Origin of the sequence: Caballeronia grimmiae, assembly GCF_000698555.1 — a bacterium.
GTDB classification, from domain to species: domain Bacteria; phylum Pseudomonadota; class Gammaproteobacteria; order Burkholderiales; family Burkholderiaceae; genus Caballeronia; species Caballeronia grimmiae.
Window position 1 is genome coordinate 18,003 of sequence record NZ_JFHE01000029.1, and the last position, 14,194, is coordinate 32,196.

A 14,194-nucleotide genomic window follows, 5' to 3' on the forward strand; every position below is an offset into this window, starting at 1 on the left:
CGAATCACTAGCCCTTGGCATGCTTGGGCAGTGCACGCGCGCCGACCAGTGGATTGAAGCCCGCAGACTTGCGCGACGATGTCTCTTGCTTCTTCCCGCCCTCATCGCTGCGATTGCCGCCTAGCTGGCTGAGCAGGTCTTCGTCGTCGCCAGGCTCTTCGTTGGTATCGTCCGTGGCGTGCGCCTTCGGTGCACTCTTGCCCGCAAGATGCTCGACTACCGACACGAAATCCTTCTGCGCCGAACGCAATGCGCGCCCCGGCATCATGATGAGCACGACCGCTTCCTGAACGGTGCGTTCATCGACGGTATGCAAGGAGCCCGGCTCGTTCCAGTCGATGCCGCTATCCGCATACGCGGCTACCACGTGATGCAGCACCGCCGGCGACAACACGCCCGCATCGTATAAGCCGACGATCTGCCGCTCCGCGAGCGCGAAGAGCGTTGGCTGAGGCGGGGCCTCGGCTTGAGCCTGCTTTTTAGGCTTGCGCGCGGCCATTACTTCGAGGCGGGCGCGACCCGCCACACAGTGTTGCCGACATCGTCGGCGACGAGCAGGCCGCCCGCATGATCGACCGCAACGCCAACCGGACGTCCGAGCGCACGCCCATCGGACCCAAGAAAGCCGGTCAGTATGTCTTCGGGCGGGCCCGAAGGCTTGCCGTTTTCGAATGGCACGAACACGACTTTGTAGCCGCTCTTGGGCTTGCGGTTCCACGATCCGTGTTGACCGATGAACGCGCCGTTCCAGTAGTGTTGCGGGAACGCTTTGGCATCGTAGAACGCGAGTCCGAGCGATGCGGTATGTGCGCCCAACGCATAGTCGGGAACGATCGCCACATCCACGAGTTCGGCGCGTTGCGGCTTCACGCGGTCATCGACATGCTGGCCATAATAGCTATACGGCCAGCCATAAAAGCCACCGTCTTTTACGGACGTCATATAGTCGGGCACGAGCTCGTTGCCGAGTTCATCTCGCTCGTTGACAGCGGTCCACAACGCGCCGGTCTGCGGCTGCCACGCCATGCCGTTAGGATTGCGCAAGCCTGTTGCATAGAGCCGCGGTGCTCTCGTGTCGATATCCACTTCCATGATTGCCGCGCGGCCGTTCTCGGCGTCGATGCCGTTTTCCGCTGCATTGCTGTTCGAGCCGACCGTCACGTAAAGCCGCTTGCCATCCGGACTCGCGATGATGTTCTTGGTCCAGTGATGATTGATCGGGCCAGCAGGCAGGTCGATGAATTTTTCGCCCGGTGATGCGATCTGCGTGTCGCCGCTTTGATACCGGAAGCGCACGACGGCATCGGTATTCGCAACATAGAGATAGTCGCCGACGAGCGCCATGCCGAAGGGCGAATGCAGCTTGTCGATGAAGACCGTGCGTGTTTCGGCGATGCCATCGCCGTCGGCATCGCGCAGCAAGGTAATGCGGTCCGCGCTCGGCCCCGCAGCGCCCGCGCGCTTCATCACCTTCTTCGTGATGACGCCCTTGAGGCCCGCGTTTTCATCGTGCAGTGCAGGCGTGTTGCCCTCGGCGACCAGAACATCGCCGTTGGGAAGCGTCGCGAGCCAGCGCGGATGATCGAGTCCTGAAGCGAACTCGGTCACGCCGAAGCCTTCTGCCGGAACGGGCTTCTGACCTTGCGCCCACGGTTTTGCGGGCGCAATGTTCACCGTCGGCAATAGCGCCCGTTTCGGCGCGGGTAGCGACGGATTCGGGCCGAAGCCGGGAGGGTAATCGTCGGCGCTCGCTGCCGGGCTTACGAAGGCGAGGACGGTTATCGCTGCGACCGCCAGCCGATCGATGCGGCGCTTCATCAGCCCCCGCCGATGCCTTGTATGACTTTGCCCGTGCCGTCGCAGGTCGGGCAGTCGCCGCCGTTTTGCTTGCCGGTGCCGTTGCAATCGGGGCAGAGGTCTTCGCCGGTGCCGGGCACGCCGGGTTCGGCTTCGTCGCCGGGACTGAGAGGAGGTTCTTGCGCCATGGTCGTCTCCTTGTCGGTTGAACGGCTTACAGCAACTTGTGTTCCCACTAGGTCACGACGCGCTCAAGGCTTGCGGCCAAACGCATCGCGCAAGTGTTTCTTTGCACGCTCCAAGGTGTTGCGGCGAGTCTTGGGCAAATTACGCCCCGCGCGATTGATATAGAAGTTGAGCATCGACATAGCCGACTGATACGGCGTGCCTTTGCGCCGCGTGCTGCCCGTCGAAGAATGCTTGAGCGACTGAGCAATCTCTTCGGCGCTGCCGGTCTTGAAGATGTCGCGTTCGATATCCATCGCATCGCTGGTTTCCATCACATGATGCGACCAGCGATGACTGGCATTCTTCGGCTTGGCGGACTTCTTCGATGCACTGCCCGTCTTCTTCTTGCGATCGCTTGCGAGCGCATGACGTTGGCGTGTGCTGCCTGTCTTCGTGTTCTTGCGAGTCGTTGCCATGAGATATCCCGATCAACGTTTAGGCTTGAGCAGACGATGCGCTTCGCGCAACGCATCGACGATGGCCTGATACGCCGCATGCCGCGTCTCAGGGTCGGGCGCCCGCAATACATACGACGGGTGATAAGTCGCTATGACCACGCGTCCGTCATGTTCGATCGGATGGCCCATCGAAGCCTGCAACTTTGCCTTCGAATCGCTCAATACGGATTTAAGCGCCGTTGCGCCAAGCGCGACGATGACCTTCGGATCGATATCGGCGGTTTCGCGGTCCATCCAGTAATGGCACGCGTCGATTTCGCGCTGTGCCGGTGTCTTGTGCATGCGCCGTTTGCCGCGTGGTTCCCATTTGAAATGCTTGACCGCGTTCGTGACATACACGTCTTTTCGCGTGACGCCTGCCTCTTCCAGCGCGCGATCGAGCATTGCGCCCGCGGGACCGACGAAGGGCTTGCCTTGCAGGTCTTCCTGATCGCCGGGCTGCTCGCCGACGATCATCAATGGCGCGTGACGCGGGCCTGCACCGGGCACGCCCTGCGTGGCATCCTTGTAGAGCGCGCAGCGGTGACACGTATCGAGCGATTCCGGCGTTTGATCCGGTTCGACGCCGGGTTGTCTGATCGTCGCCATGAGGGTCAGGCGTTCAACGCACTACGCGCGGCACGAAAGGGCGTTCGAAGGGAACAAGGCATTTGCAACCTCCGTCGATTAATGCAGAGCGCGAAGCAATTAGCGGACCTTTGAAGACCCGAGTGGAATGCTCGTTGCTCAGCTTCGAGTTATCAACTCGACAGGAGGCCTGCAATGGGTATCGACGAACGTTTGGAAGGGGAAGGCAGTACAGATAAGCCACTCGGCGATGCCGGCAGCGGCGCGAGCGGTGGCGGGTCTATCGGGAATCTTCCCGGGCCGGGCGCGGCAACAGGTGGCGATCCGAAGCAAGGCGTTCGACAGCCGAATGCGGGCGAAGTCGAACCAGAGAACCGGCGTCTGGAACAGGACCCGCATCAGACCGCTGAGGTACCGCTGGGCTCCGGCGACCGGCCTGAGCCGGCTGGCAAGGGCGGCCAAGGCCCGCAAACAGGCCAGGACGTTCCTCCACGCGCGAACTAACGCAAACGCATGACAAGCAAAAAGAACGGCCGCTTATCGCGGCCGTTCTTTTTGCCGATTAGCGCGTGGCAATATACATCGTGATTTCGAAGCCAAAACGCATGTCGGTGAAGCTCGGAGTTTCCCACTTCATAAAGCCTCCTTGTGCAAGAAGCGGCCTGACGGATGCCGGGCCGTTGCGCGGTGTTCTACTGCAAGCGCCGTGCAAAGCCGCGCCCCCAATTCGACGCTCTTACATGCTAGCGGAGTTTGGCGCTTGCATGATTGGAAATCGCCTGGCCGTTCATTTAATTTATTTATAGCGGTCTCGGACGATTGCCTGAGTCGTCAGGGTTTACGCTCGCTTTGTCCGGGTCGGTCGCTTCATCGCGTTCCAGTGCCTCACCAGGACGAGGGATTACCCTGTCAGCTTCTTCAGGCGTAATGTTGTTCAGTTCATTGCCGCCCGGTGCGTGGGGCTTGTCATGCGTATCGGGTGCTTCGGGTGTTTGAGCCATCACGTTTCCTCGTCGAGAGTCATTCGGCGCGCGAGGCTTCGCGCAATACCGCTGCATCGCTGTCGTATTTGTGATCGCGCATTTTCTGAAGCAGCGCCAGGACCTCACCGTTTGCTCCGTTGCGTTGCGCGAGCGCAATGAGTTTTTCCTTGCCCATTGGATATTCGGCGCCCTTCAGCGCCTGAGCGACTTCATCCATGCGCGGTTCGTCCTCATGCCGCTGATCCTGCGAATGCGCGGGATGCTGAGACATAACGCCTCCTTTTCGATGTGACGATAACGCCGATATCGGCAGCAACACGCGTACCCGTTTGCGGGCGCGTTTGATGCTGCACTGCTCCCACCGATCGACGCATAAAATAGGAGGACAAGCAGATGACCATTAGCGCAGACCGCATCTCGGACACGGAAGTCAAAGTCGAGAGCACGATCTATACATTCGACAGCAAGGACAAAGCCGACGCGTTCCAGCAGTGTCTGGGCGGCGATACCGTCGAAACTTGCGCGGCCGATCACGCGCCGTTATCGACGCGCGCCGCTGTCCCGAGCGACAGTGCGATCGGCGGCGAGCCGGGCAGCATCATCTCGCCGTCGATGGGCGGCATGCCTTGAACGCAACGCGCTTCACAGCGCCGCGCTGTTCGTCGCACGCGGCGCAAGCGATGCGCGAGTGAGTGCGTGCAACGGCAGCGGCTTCGCGAAAAAATAGCCTTGCGCCTGCGCCGCACCCATCTCACGCAACACGGCAAGCGTGGCTGCGTCTTCCACGCCTTCAGCGACGAGCGTCAAGTCGAGCGATTCGGCCATCCTGACGATTGCACGCACGATCGCGCGGCTGCGAGCGCTTTTCGTCAGTTCGAGAATGAATGACTTGTCGATTTTCAGACCGCTGAATTGATACTGATGCACATAGCTGAGCGACGAAAATCCCGAGCCGAAGTCATCCAGCACGACGGACATGCCGTTATCGGCAAGACGCTGCATCGTGCGGCGCGCCAGATCCGGCTCGGCGACGAGCGCGCCTTCGGTCAGTTCGAGACATACACGCGAAGGCGAAACGTAATAGCGCCGCAATAAGGCAAGGACGTCATCCGCGAATTCCGGACGCGTCATGCTATAGCTCGAACAATTCACGTGCACCGGCGGCCAGTGAGCGTAACGCTCGTTCGAAAGAATGGCGGCCACGCGTTCGAGCATATAAAGATCGAGGCGGCCGATCAGCCTGAGCCCTTCGACGGACGGCAGAAATTCGCCCGGCCCCACGATGCTTCCATCCGGCTGACGCCAGCGTATGAGCGCTTCCAGTGCGACGACTTCGCCGCTCCTGGCATCGACGATAGGCTGAAAATAGGGCAGCAATTCGTCGTCGCGCTTCATCGCATTGCGCAGCGCGCCTTCGCGTTCCACCTGATCCGATACCTCGCGCCGCAGTTCCTGATTGAACACGACGAAGCTGTCGCGTCCCGCATTCTTCACGCGATACATCGCCGTATCGGCATCGCGCAAGAGATCGGCAGGCTCGGTATGAAACTGACTGTCCGCGGTAACGATGCCGATGCTGCACGACGAGAATACAACATGCTCTTCGATATGAAACGGCAGATCGAAGGCAGCGAGAATGCGCCTTGCAATCGCGACTGCATCGTGGACCGGCGCATTCACGGACAGCACCGCGAACTCATCGCCGCCGAGCCGCGCGAGCAGGTCGCCGGAGCGCACGCAGTCGCGCAGGCGGGCGGCGGCTTGCACGAGCAGCATGTCGCCGAAGTGATGCCCGAGACTGTCGTTCACGACCTTGAAGCGATCGAGGTCGATGAACATCACCGACAGCTCGTGCCCGCGCGTGCGATAGTCGTCCCATGCGCCACGAAGCCGCTGCATCAGGTGGCTACGGTTGGGCAGGCTCGTCAGCGAATCATGCGCGTTCTCGTACAGCAGACGCGCATTGGCTTCATCGAGTTCGCGCGTGCGGGCCTGCACGCGCGCTTCGAGTTCGAGATTCGCCGCATGCAAGGCTTCAGCGTCGCGGCGGCGCGACAATGCGGTATCGATATGACGCGATACGAAGGTCAGCAATTCCTGATCGCGCAGTGAATAGCGCACGAGCGGCGAGTAACTTTGCACGGCCAGCACGCCGCGCACGACATCGCCGTCGAAGAGCGGAATGCCGAGCCATGAACGCAGGCGCACGGTGCCCGTTTCGGTCTCGAACGCGCCTTCGTCGATGAGCCGCATGGCTTCCTGATGGTCGATCAGCCGCGCACGCCGCTCGCCGATCACATACTCGGTCAGCCCGCGCTGGCCGCTTCGGGGAGCAGGGCGTTCGAGCACGATCTCGTCGACGTAATAGGGAAACGATACTTCACCGGTTTCCGGTTCGATCAGCGCGATATAAAAATTGCGCGCATAGAGCAACTCGCCGACGATGCCGTGCAGGCTGCGAAAGAACTCCATCATGTCGCCGGGCCGGCTCGACAGTTCCGCGATCTGATAGAGCGCGGCCTGCAAGTGCTCCGACCGCTCGCGCTCGGCAATGCCATGACGCAGCGCGGCGTTGAGTTGCGAAAGCTCGGACGTGCGCCGTGCAACCTGTTCTTCGAGATCGGCACGGTGAAGAATGCGATCGAGCGCCATGGCTACGTGACGCGCGACGACGAGAAAGAGCGCACGGTCCTCGGCCGTGTAGATGCGCGACACGTCGTAGACCTGCATCGCGAGCATGCCGAACACTTCGTCCGACGCGTTCTTGAGCGGCGCGCCCATCCAGAATTCGGGGCGGTCGCCGAGGCAGTAGAAGCGTCCGTCGCGCTCGGCGGCGGTAATGTCGGCATGGGTGACGAAGAGCGGCTGACCGCTCGTCAGCACGCGGCCTGTCATCGAGAGATGCGATGGATCGAGGATGTCGTAATTCTCGGCGGCCTGCACGTCGGTATCGATGACATCGACGTAATACGGATACGTGATTCTGCCGGTCTTGCGATCGTAAAGCGCGAGATAGAAGTTTTCAGCGTCGATCAGCGTGCCGAGGCGCTCGTGCACGCAGCGAAGAAATTCGGCGCGGTCGCGCACCGAGCTTGCGAGATAGGCAATCTCATACAACACGCGTTGCGTCAGTTGCGCGCGGGCCAGCGCGTCAGCCTGCACGCGTTCGCCGAGACACCGCGCGAGGCCGGCCAGTTGTGCATCGTTTTTGTGCGCCGCCGGCGCGACGAGCCATCCGAGCACGGCTTCACCGCGCCCGGTCGGCCAGCGATGCCAGCCATGCGCCGCGCATTGCTCATCCAGCCCTTCTTCCGGGATGCTGCGGGGCCATTTCTGGGACGCGTCACCGCGATGCGCAAGATGCAACTGCTCGCCCGCGCGGTACCATGCCCACTCGCGGCTGCAGTCCGTCGACACGGCATCGCGCAGCAGCGCTTCGATGGGCTGGGCGTCGGTCACTTCGGTCACGTCGTCCGTCCGGGCCGCGATTGCAGCCGAAATCGGCGTCGCGTTATACGCGGAAAACACACTCATCGGCGCTCCAGGCCATTTTTATAGGGCATTCAGGCCGCCGCGCTGGGGGCCTGAGTCCGCGTTCAGTTGTTTATCAAGCAATCGCTCCTTACCGGGCTAACGGCACGGAACATACAGGCTTGAGCATCGCCGAAAAAAAATGTAAGGCGCGATGGGATCGACACACGCGGATGCGCGGTCTGGAAGGCCCGTTAGAAGCGCTTTTGCAGAAAAAAGCGCGAGCGCCCGCCATGAAAATCGGCAAGCTCGCCGAAAGTCTGATAGCCGCAGCGCACGTAAAGATTACGGGCCTGCGGGTTGAGCGTGTCGAGCCAGGCGGCGCGGCAGCCGCGCTGTTTCGCTTCGATTTCGGCGGCTTCGAGCGCGCGCGCGGCGAGTCCACGGCCACGCATGTCGTCGCGTATCCACAGCCATTTGACGAAAAGCCAGTCCCACGCGGTAAAGCCGGCCAGTCCGCCGACGAAGTCGTCATCGGCATACAGCGATACCGAGAGATCGCGATGTCCGCTCGGTCCAAGCTGCGATGCGTTGAACGCCGCGAGCCCGCCCGCGACATCGGCCTCGAACGATTCGTCGATCCAGTCGGTGACGGAAATGGTGATGTCGCTCATAACGCAGAGTGAAGCGTCCGTGGAACGTGCAGAATACGCGAAACTTGCGAAAGAGGAATCGACCATGCACGAAGCGATCGACAGTCAGGCGCTGATCGCGCGCCTGCAATTGAAACCGCATCCGGAAGGCGGCTATTTTCGCGAGACGTATCGCGCGGATCAGCGGGTGTTGCGGGAAGCATCGAACGAAGCGCGTTCGGCTTCGACCGCCATTTACTATCTTCTTTGCGATGGCGCGCATTCCGCGTGGCATCGCATTCGCTCGGACGAGGTCTGGCACTTCTATGCGGGCGATCCGGTCGACGTGCATGTGCTCGACGCAAACGGCGCGCTGCTGACGCATCGGCTGGGCAATGCGCTCGTACATGAGGACGCGGTTTTTCAGGCCGTCGTCAATGCGGGCGACTGGTTCGCCGCCGAATGCCGCGATGCAACGGGCGCGGCGCTGGTTGGCTGTACCGTTGCGCCGGGCTTCGAATTCAGTGAGTTCGAGCTTGCGGCGCCAGGCGAATTGCAAGCGCGCTTTCCGCAGCATCGCGAATTGATTGCGCGGCTTGCCTAAGGCTTCAACGCAATGCCCAATGCTTCGCAGATGAACGCGCCGATGCGCGGTATGTCATCGAGCGGCAGCGTCGGAAGCGTCGTGCCGATCGACGATGCATCGTCCGTTGCAATGGCGAGAATGTCCACGTCCGTCTTGAAGAGCGGCTCCGTCGCCGTCGATGGCCGCATGACTTCCAGCCGAGGCATCGCTTCACGCGCGAAGCCTTCGACGATCACGATATCCGCGTGCGACAGCCGCGCGGCAAGCGTAGCAAGCGGCGGCTCCGCTTCGTCGTTCAGTTCATGCAGGATCGCATAGCGGTAGGGCGAGGCGATCAGCACTTCGCCCGCGCCGGCGCGACGAAACCGCGCACCGTCTTTCCCCGGCGGCTCGAATTCGATCGAATGATGGCTGTGCTTGATGACGTTCACGGTGAGACCGTGCGCGCGAAACCACGGCAGCAACGCCTCGATCAACGTGGTCTTTCCCTGGCCCGAGCGGCCCGAAATGCCGAAGAACGGCAGGTGAGGCGAATTCATGCGATGGTTTTATATCGTGGCGAACGTGGCGAGGGCGAGTGTAGCGGTTCGGTGGCGAGGGCGGGGAAATCGCGCTATCGTCGGGCATCGCGTTTGCGAATCATGGCAAGCCCGCGACATACCATAGGATCAGACATGGCCGAAGACAATCCCAGTACCGCGATAGCGCCGCAGCAATTTTCCACCGACGTGATGCTCGAGAAATACGCCAAGGGCGACGAGACGCGCGTCGACGATATCTACCGGCGCGTCGCGCGTGGTGTGGCCCTTGCAGAGCCGGCGGAAGTGCGCGCGAAGATCGAGGCGGAGTTCGTCGACAACTTCAAACGCGGCGCTTTGGGCGCCGGGCGCATCATGAGCGCGGCGGGCGCGGGCATCGATGCAACGCTCATCAACTGCTTCGTACAGCCGGTCGGCGATGCGATACAGGGCGTCGATGACAACGGCCTGCCCGGCATCTATGTCGCGCTTCTGCAAGCCGCGGAGACAATGCGGCGCGGCGGCGGTGTGGGCTATAACTTCTCGGCAATCCGTCCGCGTGGGGCGCGCGTGCATTCGACGGGCTCGGCCGCATCGGGGCCGTGCAGCTACATGGACGTGTTCGACGCATCGTGCCGCACGGTCGAAAGCGCGGGCGCGCGACGCGGCGCGCAGATGGGCATTCTGGACTGCACGCATCCGGACTTGCTTGAATTCATCGCGGCCAAGCACACGAAAGGGCGCTGGAACAACTTCAACGTCTCTGTCGCGGTAAGCGATGAATTCATGCAGGCCGTCGCCGACGATGCGATCTGGCAGCTCGTGCACAAGGCGGAGCCATCGCCGGCGCAGCGGTCATCGGCGGATATCCGTCAACGCGACGACGGTCTGTGGGTGTATCGCGAGGTCAAGGCGCGTGAGGTGTGGAACACGATCATGCGTTCTACTTACGATGTCGCGGAGCCGGGCGTCGTGTTCATCTCGCGCATGAATGGCGATAACAACCTGCGCGCGGTGGAATCCATCCGCGCGACGAATCCCTGCGGCGAGCAACCCTTGCCCGCCTATGGCTGCTGCAATCTTGGCCCGATCAACCTCACGCGGCTCGTGCGCGAGCCCTTCGCGCAGATGCGAGGCGGCGTGCCGGCATTCGACTGGGACGGCCTTGCGCGCGCCACACGCACGCAGGTGCGCTTCCTCGACGATGTGCTCGACGTCACGCTCTGGCCGCTGACCGAACAGGCGCGGGAGGCGGAGGCGAAGCGGCGCATCGGCGTCGGCTTCACGGGCCTCGGCGATACGCTCGTCATGCTCGGATTGCGTTACGACACCCAGGAAGGCCGCGATTTCGCCGCGCGCGTGGGCCGCGCGATGCGCGACGAAGCGTATCGCGCATCCGTCGATCTGGCGCGCGAACGTGGCGCGTTCCCCCTGTTCGATGCGAAGCGGTATCTCGAGCAAGGCACCTTCGCATCGCGCCTGCCGGACGACATCAAGAGCGCGATTCGCCTGCATGGCATCCGCAACAGTCACCTGCTTTCCATTGCGCCGACCGGCACCGTGAGCCTTGCATTCGCGGACAATGCATCGAATGGCATCGAGCCCGCGTTCTCATGGACGTATCAGCGCACCAAGCGCATGGCGGACGGATCGCGTCAGAGCTTCGCGGTCGAGGATCATGCGTATCGGCTGTATCGCGAGATGGGCGGGGACGTGAACGCACTGCCGGAATACTTCGTGAATGCGTTGCAAATGTCCGCGCACGATCATCTGGAGATGATGGCGGCGGTCCAGCCTTTCGTCGATACGTCGATCTCGAAGACGGTCAACGTGCCTGCAGATTACCCGTTCGACAAGTTTCAGGACCTTTATTTCGATGCCTGGCGACGCGGTCTAAAAGGACTCGCGACGTACCGGCCGAACGAGACGCTGGGCGCGGTGCTGTCGGTCACGCCGGAAACAACGCCGAGCGATTCACCCGACCCCGAGCTGGACCTCGATCCGTTGCGCATAGCGATCGATCATCGGCCGCGCGGCGAGTTGCCCGCGATCATCGAGAAGGTCGAGTATCTGACGCAGGCCGGCAAGAAGTCGCTTTATCTCGCGGTCTCGTTCATCGAAGTGACGGGGCGCATTGCGGGCGAGGACGTGACCATCGAGCGTCCCATCGAGTTCTTCATTCCAACGGGGCAGCGCGACGAATCGCAGCAGTGGATCACCGCGACCATGCGTTCGCTTTCGCTTGCAGCACGCGGCGGTTTCGCGGCGCGCACGCTGCAGGACATGCGCAAGGTGTCGTGGGATCGGGGCCAGGTGCGGCTTGGCGATGTCGAGCGGCTCGACGGTCATCGCAGTCCACGCTGGCACGATTCGGAAGTCGCGGCGCTTGCGTTCGCGATCCAGCAGATTCTGCATCGGCGCGGCTTTCTCGATGCCGAGGGCAATCAGGTGCCGTCGCGCGTGCTGGCGAAGAAGCGCAGCGAGGGCGCACAACCGGTGCGCGCGTTGACGGCGGAAGATGACGTCGTCACCGACGATGCTGCGGACTCCGATGCATCGCCCGGTGATCCAAACGGCCTCGAACTGATGCATGGACGCAAATGTGCGACGTGCGGCGCAAACGCGGTCATTCGCCGCGACGGTTGCGATTTCTGCACCGCCTGCGGAGAAGTGGGGGCGTGCGGCTAGCGCGGCTCCCCATTTGCGCCCCGCCGCACGGCGCGCACGAGCCGGGCAAGCGCCTTCAACGCATCGGCGGGGGAATCGGCGAACTGCGCGGCGACAATCGCCCCATCCACCGCAAGCGCCAGCGCCTCGGCGTCGGCCTTTGCGGTGAGTGACGCGGGCATCAGCGCGCGAATGGCGGCGGTCATGTCGCGCTTGTGCCGTCGCGCGATATCGACGGCTTGCGGCAGCGTGCCGCCCACTTCGACCACTGAATTGATGAACGCGCAGCCGCGATAAGTCTCATGGCTGAACCATTCCGCGAGCGCCGGCACGAGCGCCGACAGCGTGCCGCCGTGACGCGCGAGGGCGTCGCGGAACCAGGTCATCCAGTTGTCGTGCCGATACTCCAGGAACGCAACGATCAGATCGTCCTTGCTGGCGAAGTAGCGATAGAAGGTTTTCTTCGCGACACCCGATTCCGCGATCACCCGGTCGATACCGGTCGCGCGTATGCCATCGCGATAGAAAAGGTCGTGCGCGGTGCGAAGAATGCGCGCATCGGGCGAAAGCCCGGCGTCATCCGTGGAAGATTCGATGAGGTTCATGTCGTCGATTGTAGACAGGTTCGTCTACCTGGCCTAGAGTGTTGACGAGTAGACAGACCTGTCTACCGTCTACCGACAAGGAGCCGCAATGGAATCCCGACCGCCTCTTCCGCCGTTCGATGCACAAACCGCCGCGCAAAAGGTCCGCCTCGCCGAAGACGGCTGGAACACGCGCGATCCGAAGCGCGTCGCGCTGGCTTACAGCGAAGACACGCGCTGGCGCAATCGCGCGGAGTTCGTCACGGGGCGCGCGCAGGTCGAAGCGTTCCTGCAACGCAAGTGGGTGCGCGAACTGGACTACCGGCTCATCAAGGAACTGTGGGCGTTCACCGGCAATCGCATCGCGGTGCGCTTCGCGTATGAATGGCACGACGACTCGAACAACTGGTATCGCAGCTACGGCAACGAAAACTGGGAATTCAACGAGGCGGGGCTGATGACGCATCGTCACGCGTCCATCAACGACCTGCCGATCAAGGAGTCCGAGCGCAAGTATCACTGGCCGCTCGGCCGCCGGCCCGACGACCATCCGGGCCTGAGCGACCTCGGACTGTAACGCCCGGACACGCTCACATATCGCGCCGCCGCCGGAAGGCCCACCATCCGGCGAGGGCCGTGAAAGTCGCGACGACGAGCACGAGCAGCCAGAATCCGTGATGATTCTCCGCGAGCGGAATGCCGCCCACGTTCATGCCGAAGAAGCCGGCGACGATGTTGATGGGCAGCGCGAGCACGGTCACGAGCGTCAGCGTGAACAGCGTGCGATTGCTCTGTTCGTCCATGCGCGTCGCGATCTCTTCCTGCAAGAGTTTGATGCGCTCGACGAGGCCCGCGAGATCGTTCAGCACCAGTGAGAACTCTTCGGTTGCGTCGCGCAAATCCTGAATGTCCTGCGCGTGCAGCCAGCGCGGCGGCCGTGCGAGCAGGCGGAACACAGACCCCGGCTCGGGCGCGAGCAGCCGCTGCAGGCGCACGAGCACGCGCCGAAGCGCGCCGAGGTCGGAGCGCGTCTTCGATGAATGCGTCGAAAGAAAGCGGTCTTCAATGCCGTCCACGTCCGCGCTCGTGCGCCGCACTATCTGCACGAGAAGATCGGCCTGATCGCGCAGCAAATGGGCGAGCAGTTCCGCCGGCGAACGAAACACCTCGCCGCGCCGCACCGATTCGCGCAGCGAGTCGATGGAACGCAGCGGCTTCATGCGCGCCGTGACGAGCAGCTTTTGATGCGTATAAACCCAGAGCGTCGCGATTTCCGACGGAGTCAGTTCGAAGTTGAACATGACGTCGTTGATGACCGCGAACAGCGCGCCTTCCTGATGCTCGATGCGCGTCGAGTGCGAGCCTTCGTGCAGCGTGTCGAAGAACGCGTCCGGCACGCCGAGGCGCGTGCGCATCCACCGTTCGCACGCGCTGTTCGCGAGATCGAAGTGCAGCCAGATGAACTCCTTCGCCGTATCGTCGCGGGCGAGCCATTCGCTGGCGGCCTCGGCGTCGATCGGTTCGCCCGGTTCATCGACAGGGAATCGAAAGCCGCAGACGAGGCCGGTGAAGTCGGAGCCGTAGGGCGGTCTTTGCAGGGTGGCAGCATTCATGCGGGCGTTCGTGCGTTCGATGTGCAATACGGGCGGCAGCCGGCTGGCGCGTTCAGGCGCTAGTGTGCCATTGCTCGCGCCCGAAACGGT

The 14,194-nt window shown here is 62.4% G+C and carries 17 protein-coding genes; 5 read left to right on the forward strand and 12 right to left on the reverse strand.

The genetic code is table 11. From position 1 onward, the window contains the following. Positions 1-7 precede the first annotated feature (7 nt). The 5 genes from BG57_RS22820 to BG57_RS22835 all read right to left on the reverse strand — a co-directional run bounded on the left by BG57_RS22820 (position 8) and on the right by BG57_RS22835 (position 3,071). Entirely contained in the window at positions 8-499 is a 492-nt protein-coding gene (locus BG57_RS22820) for a hypothetical protein (RefSeq protein ID WP_035968397.1), read from the reverse strand. Continuing rightward, positions 499-1,818, reverse strand: coding sequence for a PQQ-dependent sugar dehydrogenase (locus tag BG57_RS22825; protein WP_035968403.1), 1,320 nt, complete (start codon positions 1,816-1,818; stop codon positions 499-501). The genes BG57_RS22820 and BG57_RS22825 overlap by 1 nt, the downstream gene beginning before the upstream one ends. Beyond that, the gene (locus BG57_RS33395; protein ID WP_167569272.1) at positions 1,818-1,985 is read right to left on the reverse strand and encodes a hypothetical protein; all 168 of its coding nucleotides are present in this window, start codon (positions 1,983-1,985) and stop codon (positions 1,818-1,820) included. Before BG57_RS33395 ends, BG57_RS22825 begins: the two co-directional genes overlap by 1 nt. A gap of 63 nt (positions 1,986-2,048) precedes the next feature. After that, positions 2,049-2,441 (reverse strand): DUF3175 domain-containing protein, encoded by a 393-nt coding sequence (locus BG57_RS22830; protein WP_035968406.1) that lies wholly within the window; start codon positions 2,439-2,441, stop codon positions 2,049-2,051. A gap of 12 nt (positions 2,442-2,453) precedes the next feature. After that, on the reverse strand, positions 2,454-3,071 hold the full coding sequence (locus BG57_RS22835; protein ID WP_035968411.1) for a UdgX family uracil-DNA binding protein: 618 nt from the start codon (positions 3,069-3,071) through the stop codon (positions 2,454-2,456). Positions 3,072-3,245: 174 nt separating this feature from the next. On the opposite strand from BG57_RS22835, the gene BG57_RS22840 reads away from it, so the two are divergent. Continuing rightward, entirely contained in the window at positions 3,246-3,554 is a 309-nt protein-coding gene (locus tag BG57_RS22840) for a hypothetical protein (protein ID WP_075583188.1), read from the forward strand. Positions 3,555-3,612: 58 nt separating this feature from the next. Here the strand turns inward: BG57_RS22840 and pqqA are convergent, their stop codons facing one another. Both pqqA and BG57_RS22845 read right to left on the reverse strand, forming a co-directional pair. Continuing rightward, positions 3,613-3,687, reverse strand: a complete 75-nt coding sequence (gene pqqA, locus BG57_RS34170; RefSeq protein WP_008353049.1) for a pyrroloquinoline quinone precursor peptide PqqA — start codon at positions 3,685-3,687, stop codon at positions 3,613-3,615. A 383-nt stretch (positions 3,688-4,070) separates the two neighbouring features. Then, positions 4,071-4,304 carry a DUF2795 domain-containing protein gene (locus tag BG57_RS22845; protein WP_035968415.1) on the reverse strand — a complete coding sequence of 78 codons (234 nt, stop codon included), beginning with the start codon at positions 4,302-4,304 and terminating at the stop codon, positions 4,071-4,073. Between the two features lie 122 nt (positions 4,305-4,426). Here BG57_RS22845 and BG57_RS22850 point away from each other — a divergent pair, with 122 nt between their 5' ends. Continuing rightward, positions 4,427-4,663 carry a hypothetical protein gene (locus tag BG57_RS22850; RefSeq protein ID WP_035968416.1) on the forward strand — a complete coding sequence of 79 codons (237 nt, stop codon included), beginning with the start codon at positions 4,427-4,429 and terminating at the stop codon, positions 4,661-4,663. A gap of 12 nt (positions 4,664-4,675) precedes the next feature. Here BG57_RS22850 and BG57_RS22855 read toward each other — a convergent pair whose 3' ends face one another. Continuing rightward, complete coding sequence (locus BG57_RS22855; protein ID WP_035968419.1) at positions 4,676-7,567, reverse strand: bifunctional diguanylate cyclase/phosphodiesterase; 2,892 nt, start codon at positions 7,565-7,567, stop codon at positions 4,676-4,678. 191 nt (positions 7,568-7,758) lie between these two features. Then, complete coding sequence (locus tag BG57_RS22860) at positions 7,759-8,178, reverse strand: GNAT family N-acetyltransferase (protein WP_035968421.1); 420 nt, start codon at positions 8,176-8,178, stop codon at positions 7,759-7,761. Between the two features lie 64 nt (positions 8,179-8,242). On the opposite strand from BG57_RS22860, the gene BG57_RS22865 reads away from it, so the two are divergent. Continuing rightward, complete coding sequence (locus BG57_RS22865) at positions 8,243-8,740, forward strand: cupin domain-containing protein (protein ID WP_035968483.1); 498 nt, start codon at positions 8,243-8,245, stop codon at positions 8,738-8,740. Here BG57_RS22865 and mobB read toward each other — a convergent pair. Further along, the gene (mobB, locus tag BG57_RS22870; RefSeq protein ID WP_035968422.1) at positions 8,737-9,261 is read right to left on the reverse strand and encodes a molybdopterin-guanine dinucleotide biosynthesis protein B; all 525 of its coding nucleotides are present in this window, start codon (positions 9,259-9,261) and stop codon (positions 8,737-8,739) included. The two genes, BG57_RS22865 and mobB, sit on opposite strands and share 4 nt — an antisense overlap. A gap of 135 nt (positions 9,262-9,396) precedes the next feature. Between mobB and BG57_RS22875 the strand changes: the two genes are divergently transcribed. After that, entirely contained in the window at positions 9,397-11,928 is a 2,532-nt protein-coding gene (locus tag BG57_RS22875; protein WP_035968424.1) for an adenosylcobalamin-dependent ribonucleoside-diphosphate reductase, read from the forward strand. On the opposite strand, the gene BG57_RS22880 is transcribed toward BG57_RS22875, so the two are convergent. Beyond that, the gene (locus tag BG57_RS22880) at positions 11,925-12,512 is read right to left on the reverse strand and encodes a TetR/AcrR family transcriptional regulator (RefSeq protein WP_035968426.1); all 588 of its coding nucleotides are present in this window, start codon (positions 12,510-12,512) and stop codon (positions 11,925-11,927) included. The two genes, BG57_RS22875 and BG57_RS22880, sit on opposite strands and share 4 nt — an antisense overlap. 88 nt (positions 12,513-12,600) lie before the next feature. On the opposite strand from BG57_RS22880, the gene BG57_RS22885 reads away from it, so the two are divergent. After that, positions 12,601-13,068 carry a nuclear transport factor 2 family protein gene (locus BG57_RS22885; protein WP_035968428.1) on the forward strand — a complete coding sequence of 156 codons (468 nt, stop codon included), beginning with the start codon at positions 12,601-12,603 and terminating at the stop codon, positions 13,066-13,068. Positions 13,069-13,081: 13 nt separating this feature from the next. Here the strand turns inward: BG57_RS22885 and BG57_RS22890 are convergent, their stop codons facing one another. Further along, positions 13,082-14,104, reverse strand: coding sequence for a transporter (locus tag BG57_RS22890; protein ID WP_035968484.1), 1,023 nt, complete (start codon positions 14,102-14,104; stop codon positions 13,082-13,084). Between the last annotated feature and the right edge of the window lie 90 nt (positions 14,105-14,194).

Excerpts from the sequence above, each read along its gene's own strand:
- BG57_RS22825 (WP_035968403.1), bottom strand. The coding sequence starts at position 1,818 with ATGAAGCGCCGCATCGATCGGCTGGCGGTCGCAGCGATAACCGTCCTC.
- BG57_RS22835 (WP_035968411.1), bottom strand. The coding sequence starts at position 3,071 with ATGGCGACGATCAGACAACCCGGCGTCGAACCGGATCAAACGCCGGAA.
- BG57_RS22845 (WP_035968415.1), bottom strand. The coding sequence starts at position 4,304 with ATGTCTCAGCATCCCGCGCATTCGCAGGATCAGCGGCATGAGGACGAA.
- BG57_RS22880 (WP_035968426.1), bottom strand. The coding sequence starts at position 12,512 with ATGAACCTCATCGAATCTTCCACGGATGACGCCGGGCTTTCGCCCGAT.
- BG57_RS22830 (WP_035968406.1), bottom strand. The coding sequence starts at position 2,441 with ATGGCAACGACTCGCAAGAACACGAAGACAGGCAGCACACGCCAACGT.
- BG57_RS22820 (WP_035968397.1), bottom strand. The coding sequence starts at position 499 with ATGGCCGCGCGCAAGCCTAAAAAGCAGGCTCAAGCCGAGGCCCCGCCT.
- BG57_RS33395 (WP_167569272.1), bottom strand. The coding sequence starts at position 1,985 with ATGGCGCAAGAACCTCCTCTCAGTCCCGGCGACGAAGCCGAACCCGGC.
- BG57_RS22860 (WP_035968421.1), bottom strand. The coding sequence starts at position 8,178 with ATGAGCGACATCACCATTTCCGTCACCGACTGGATCGACGAATCGTTC.
- BG57_RS22840 (WP_075583188.1), top strand. The coding sequence starts at position 3,246 with ATGGGTATCGACGAACGTTTGGAAGGGGAAGGCAGTACAGATAAGCCA.
- mobB (WP_035968422.1), bottom strand. The coding sequence starts at position 9,261 with ATGAATTCGCCTCACCTGCCGTTCTTCGGCATTTCGGGCCGCTCGGGC.
- BG57_RS22855 (WP_035968419.1), bottom strand. The coding sequence starts at position 7,567 with ATGAGTGTGTTTTCCGCGTATAACGCGACGCCGATTTCGGCTGCAATC.
- BG57_RS22865 (WP_035968483.1), top strand. The coding sequence starts at position 8,243 with ATGCACGAAGCGATCGACAGTCAGGCGCTGATCGCGCGCCTGCAATTG.
- BG57_RS22875 (WP_035968424.1), top strand. The coding sequence starts at position 9,397 with ATGGCCGAAGACAATCCCAGTACCGCGATAGCGCCGCAGCAATTTTCC.
- BG57_RS22850 (WP_035968416.1), top strand. The coding sequence starts at position 4,427 with ATGACCATTAGCGCAGACCGCATCTCGGACACGGAAGTCAAAGTCGAG.
- BG57_RS22890 (WP_035968484.1), bottom strand. The coding sequence starts at position 14,104 with ATGAATGCTGCCACCCTGCAAAGACCGCCCTACGGCTCCGACTTCACC.
- BG57_RS22885 (WP_035968428.1), top strand. The coding sequence starts at position 12,601 with ATGGAATCCCGACCGCCTCTTCCGCCGTTCGATGCACAAACCGCCGCG.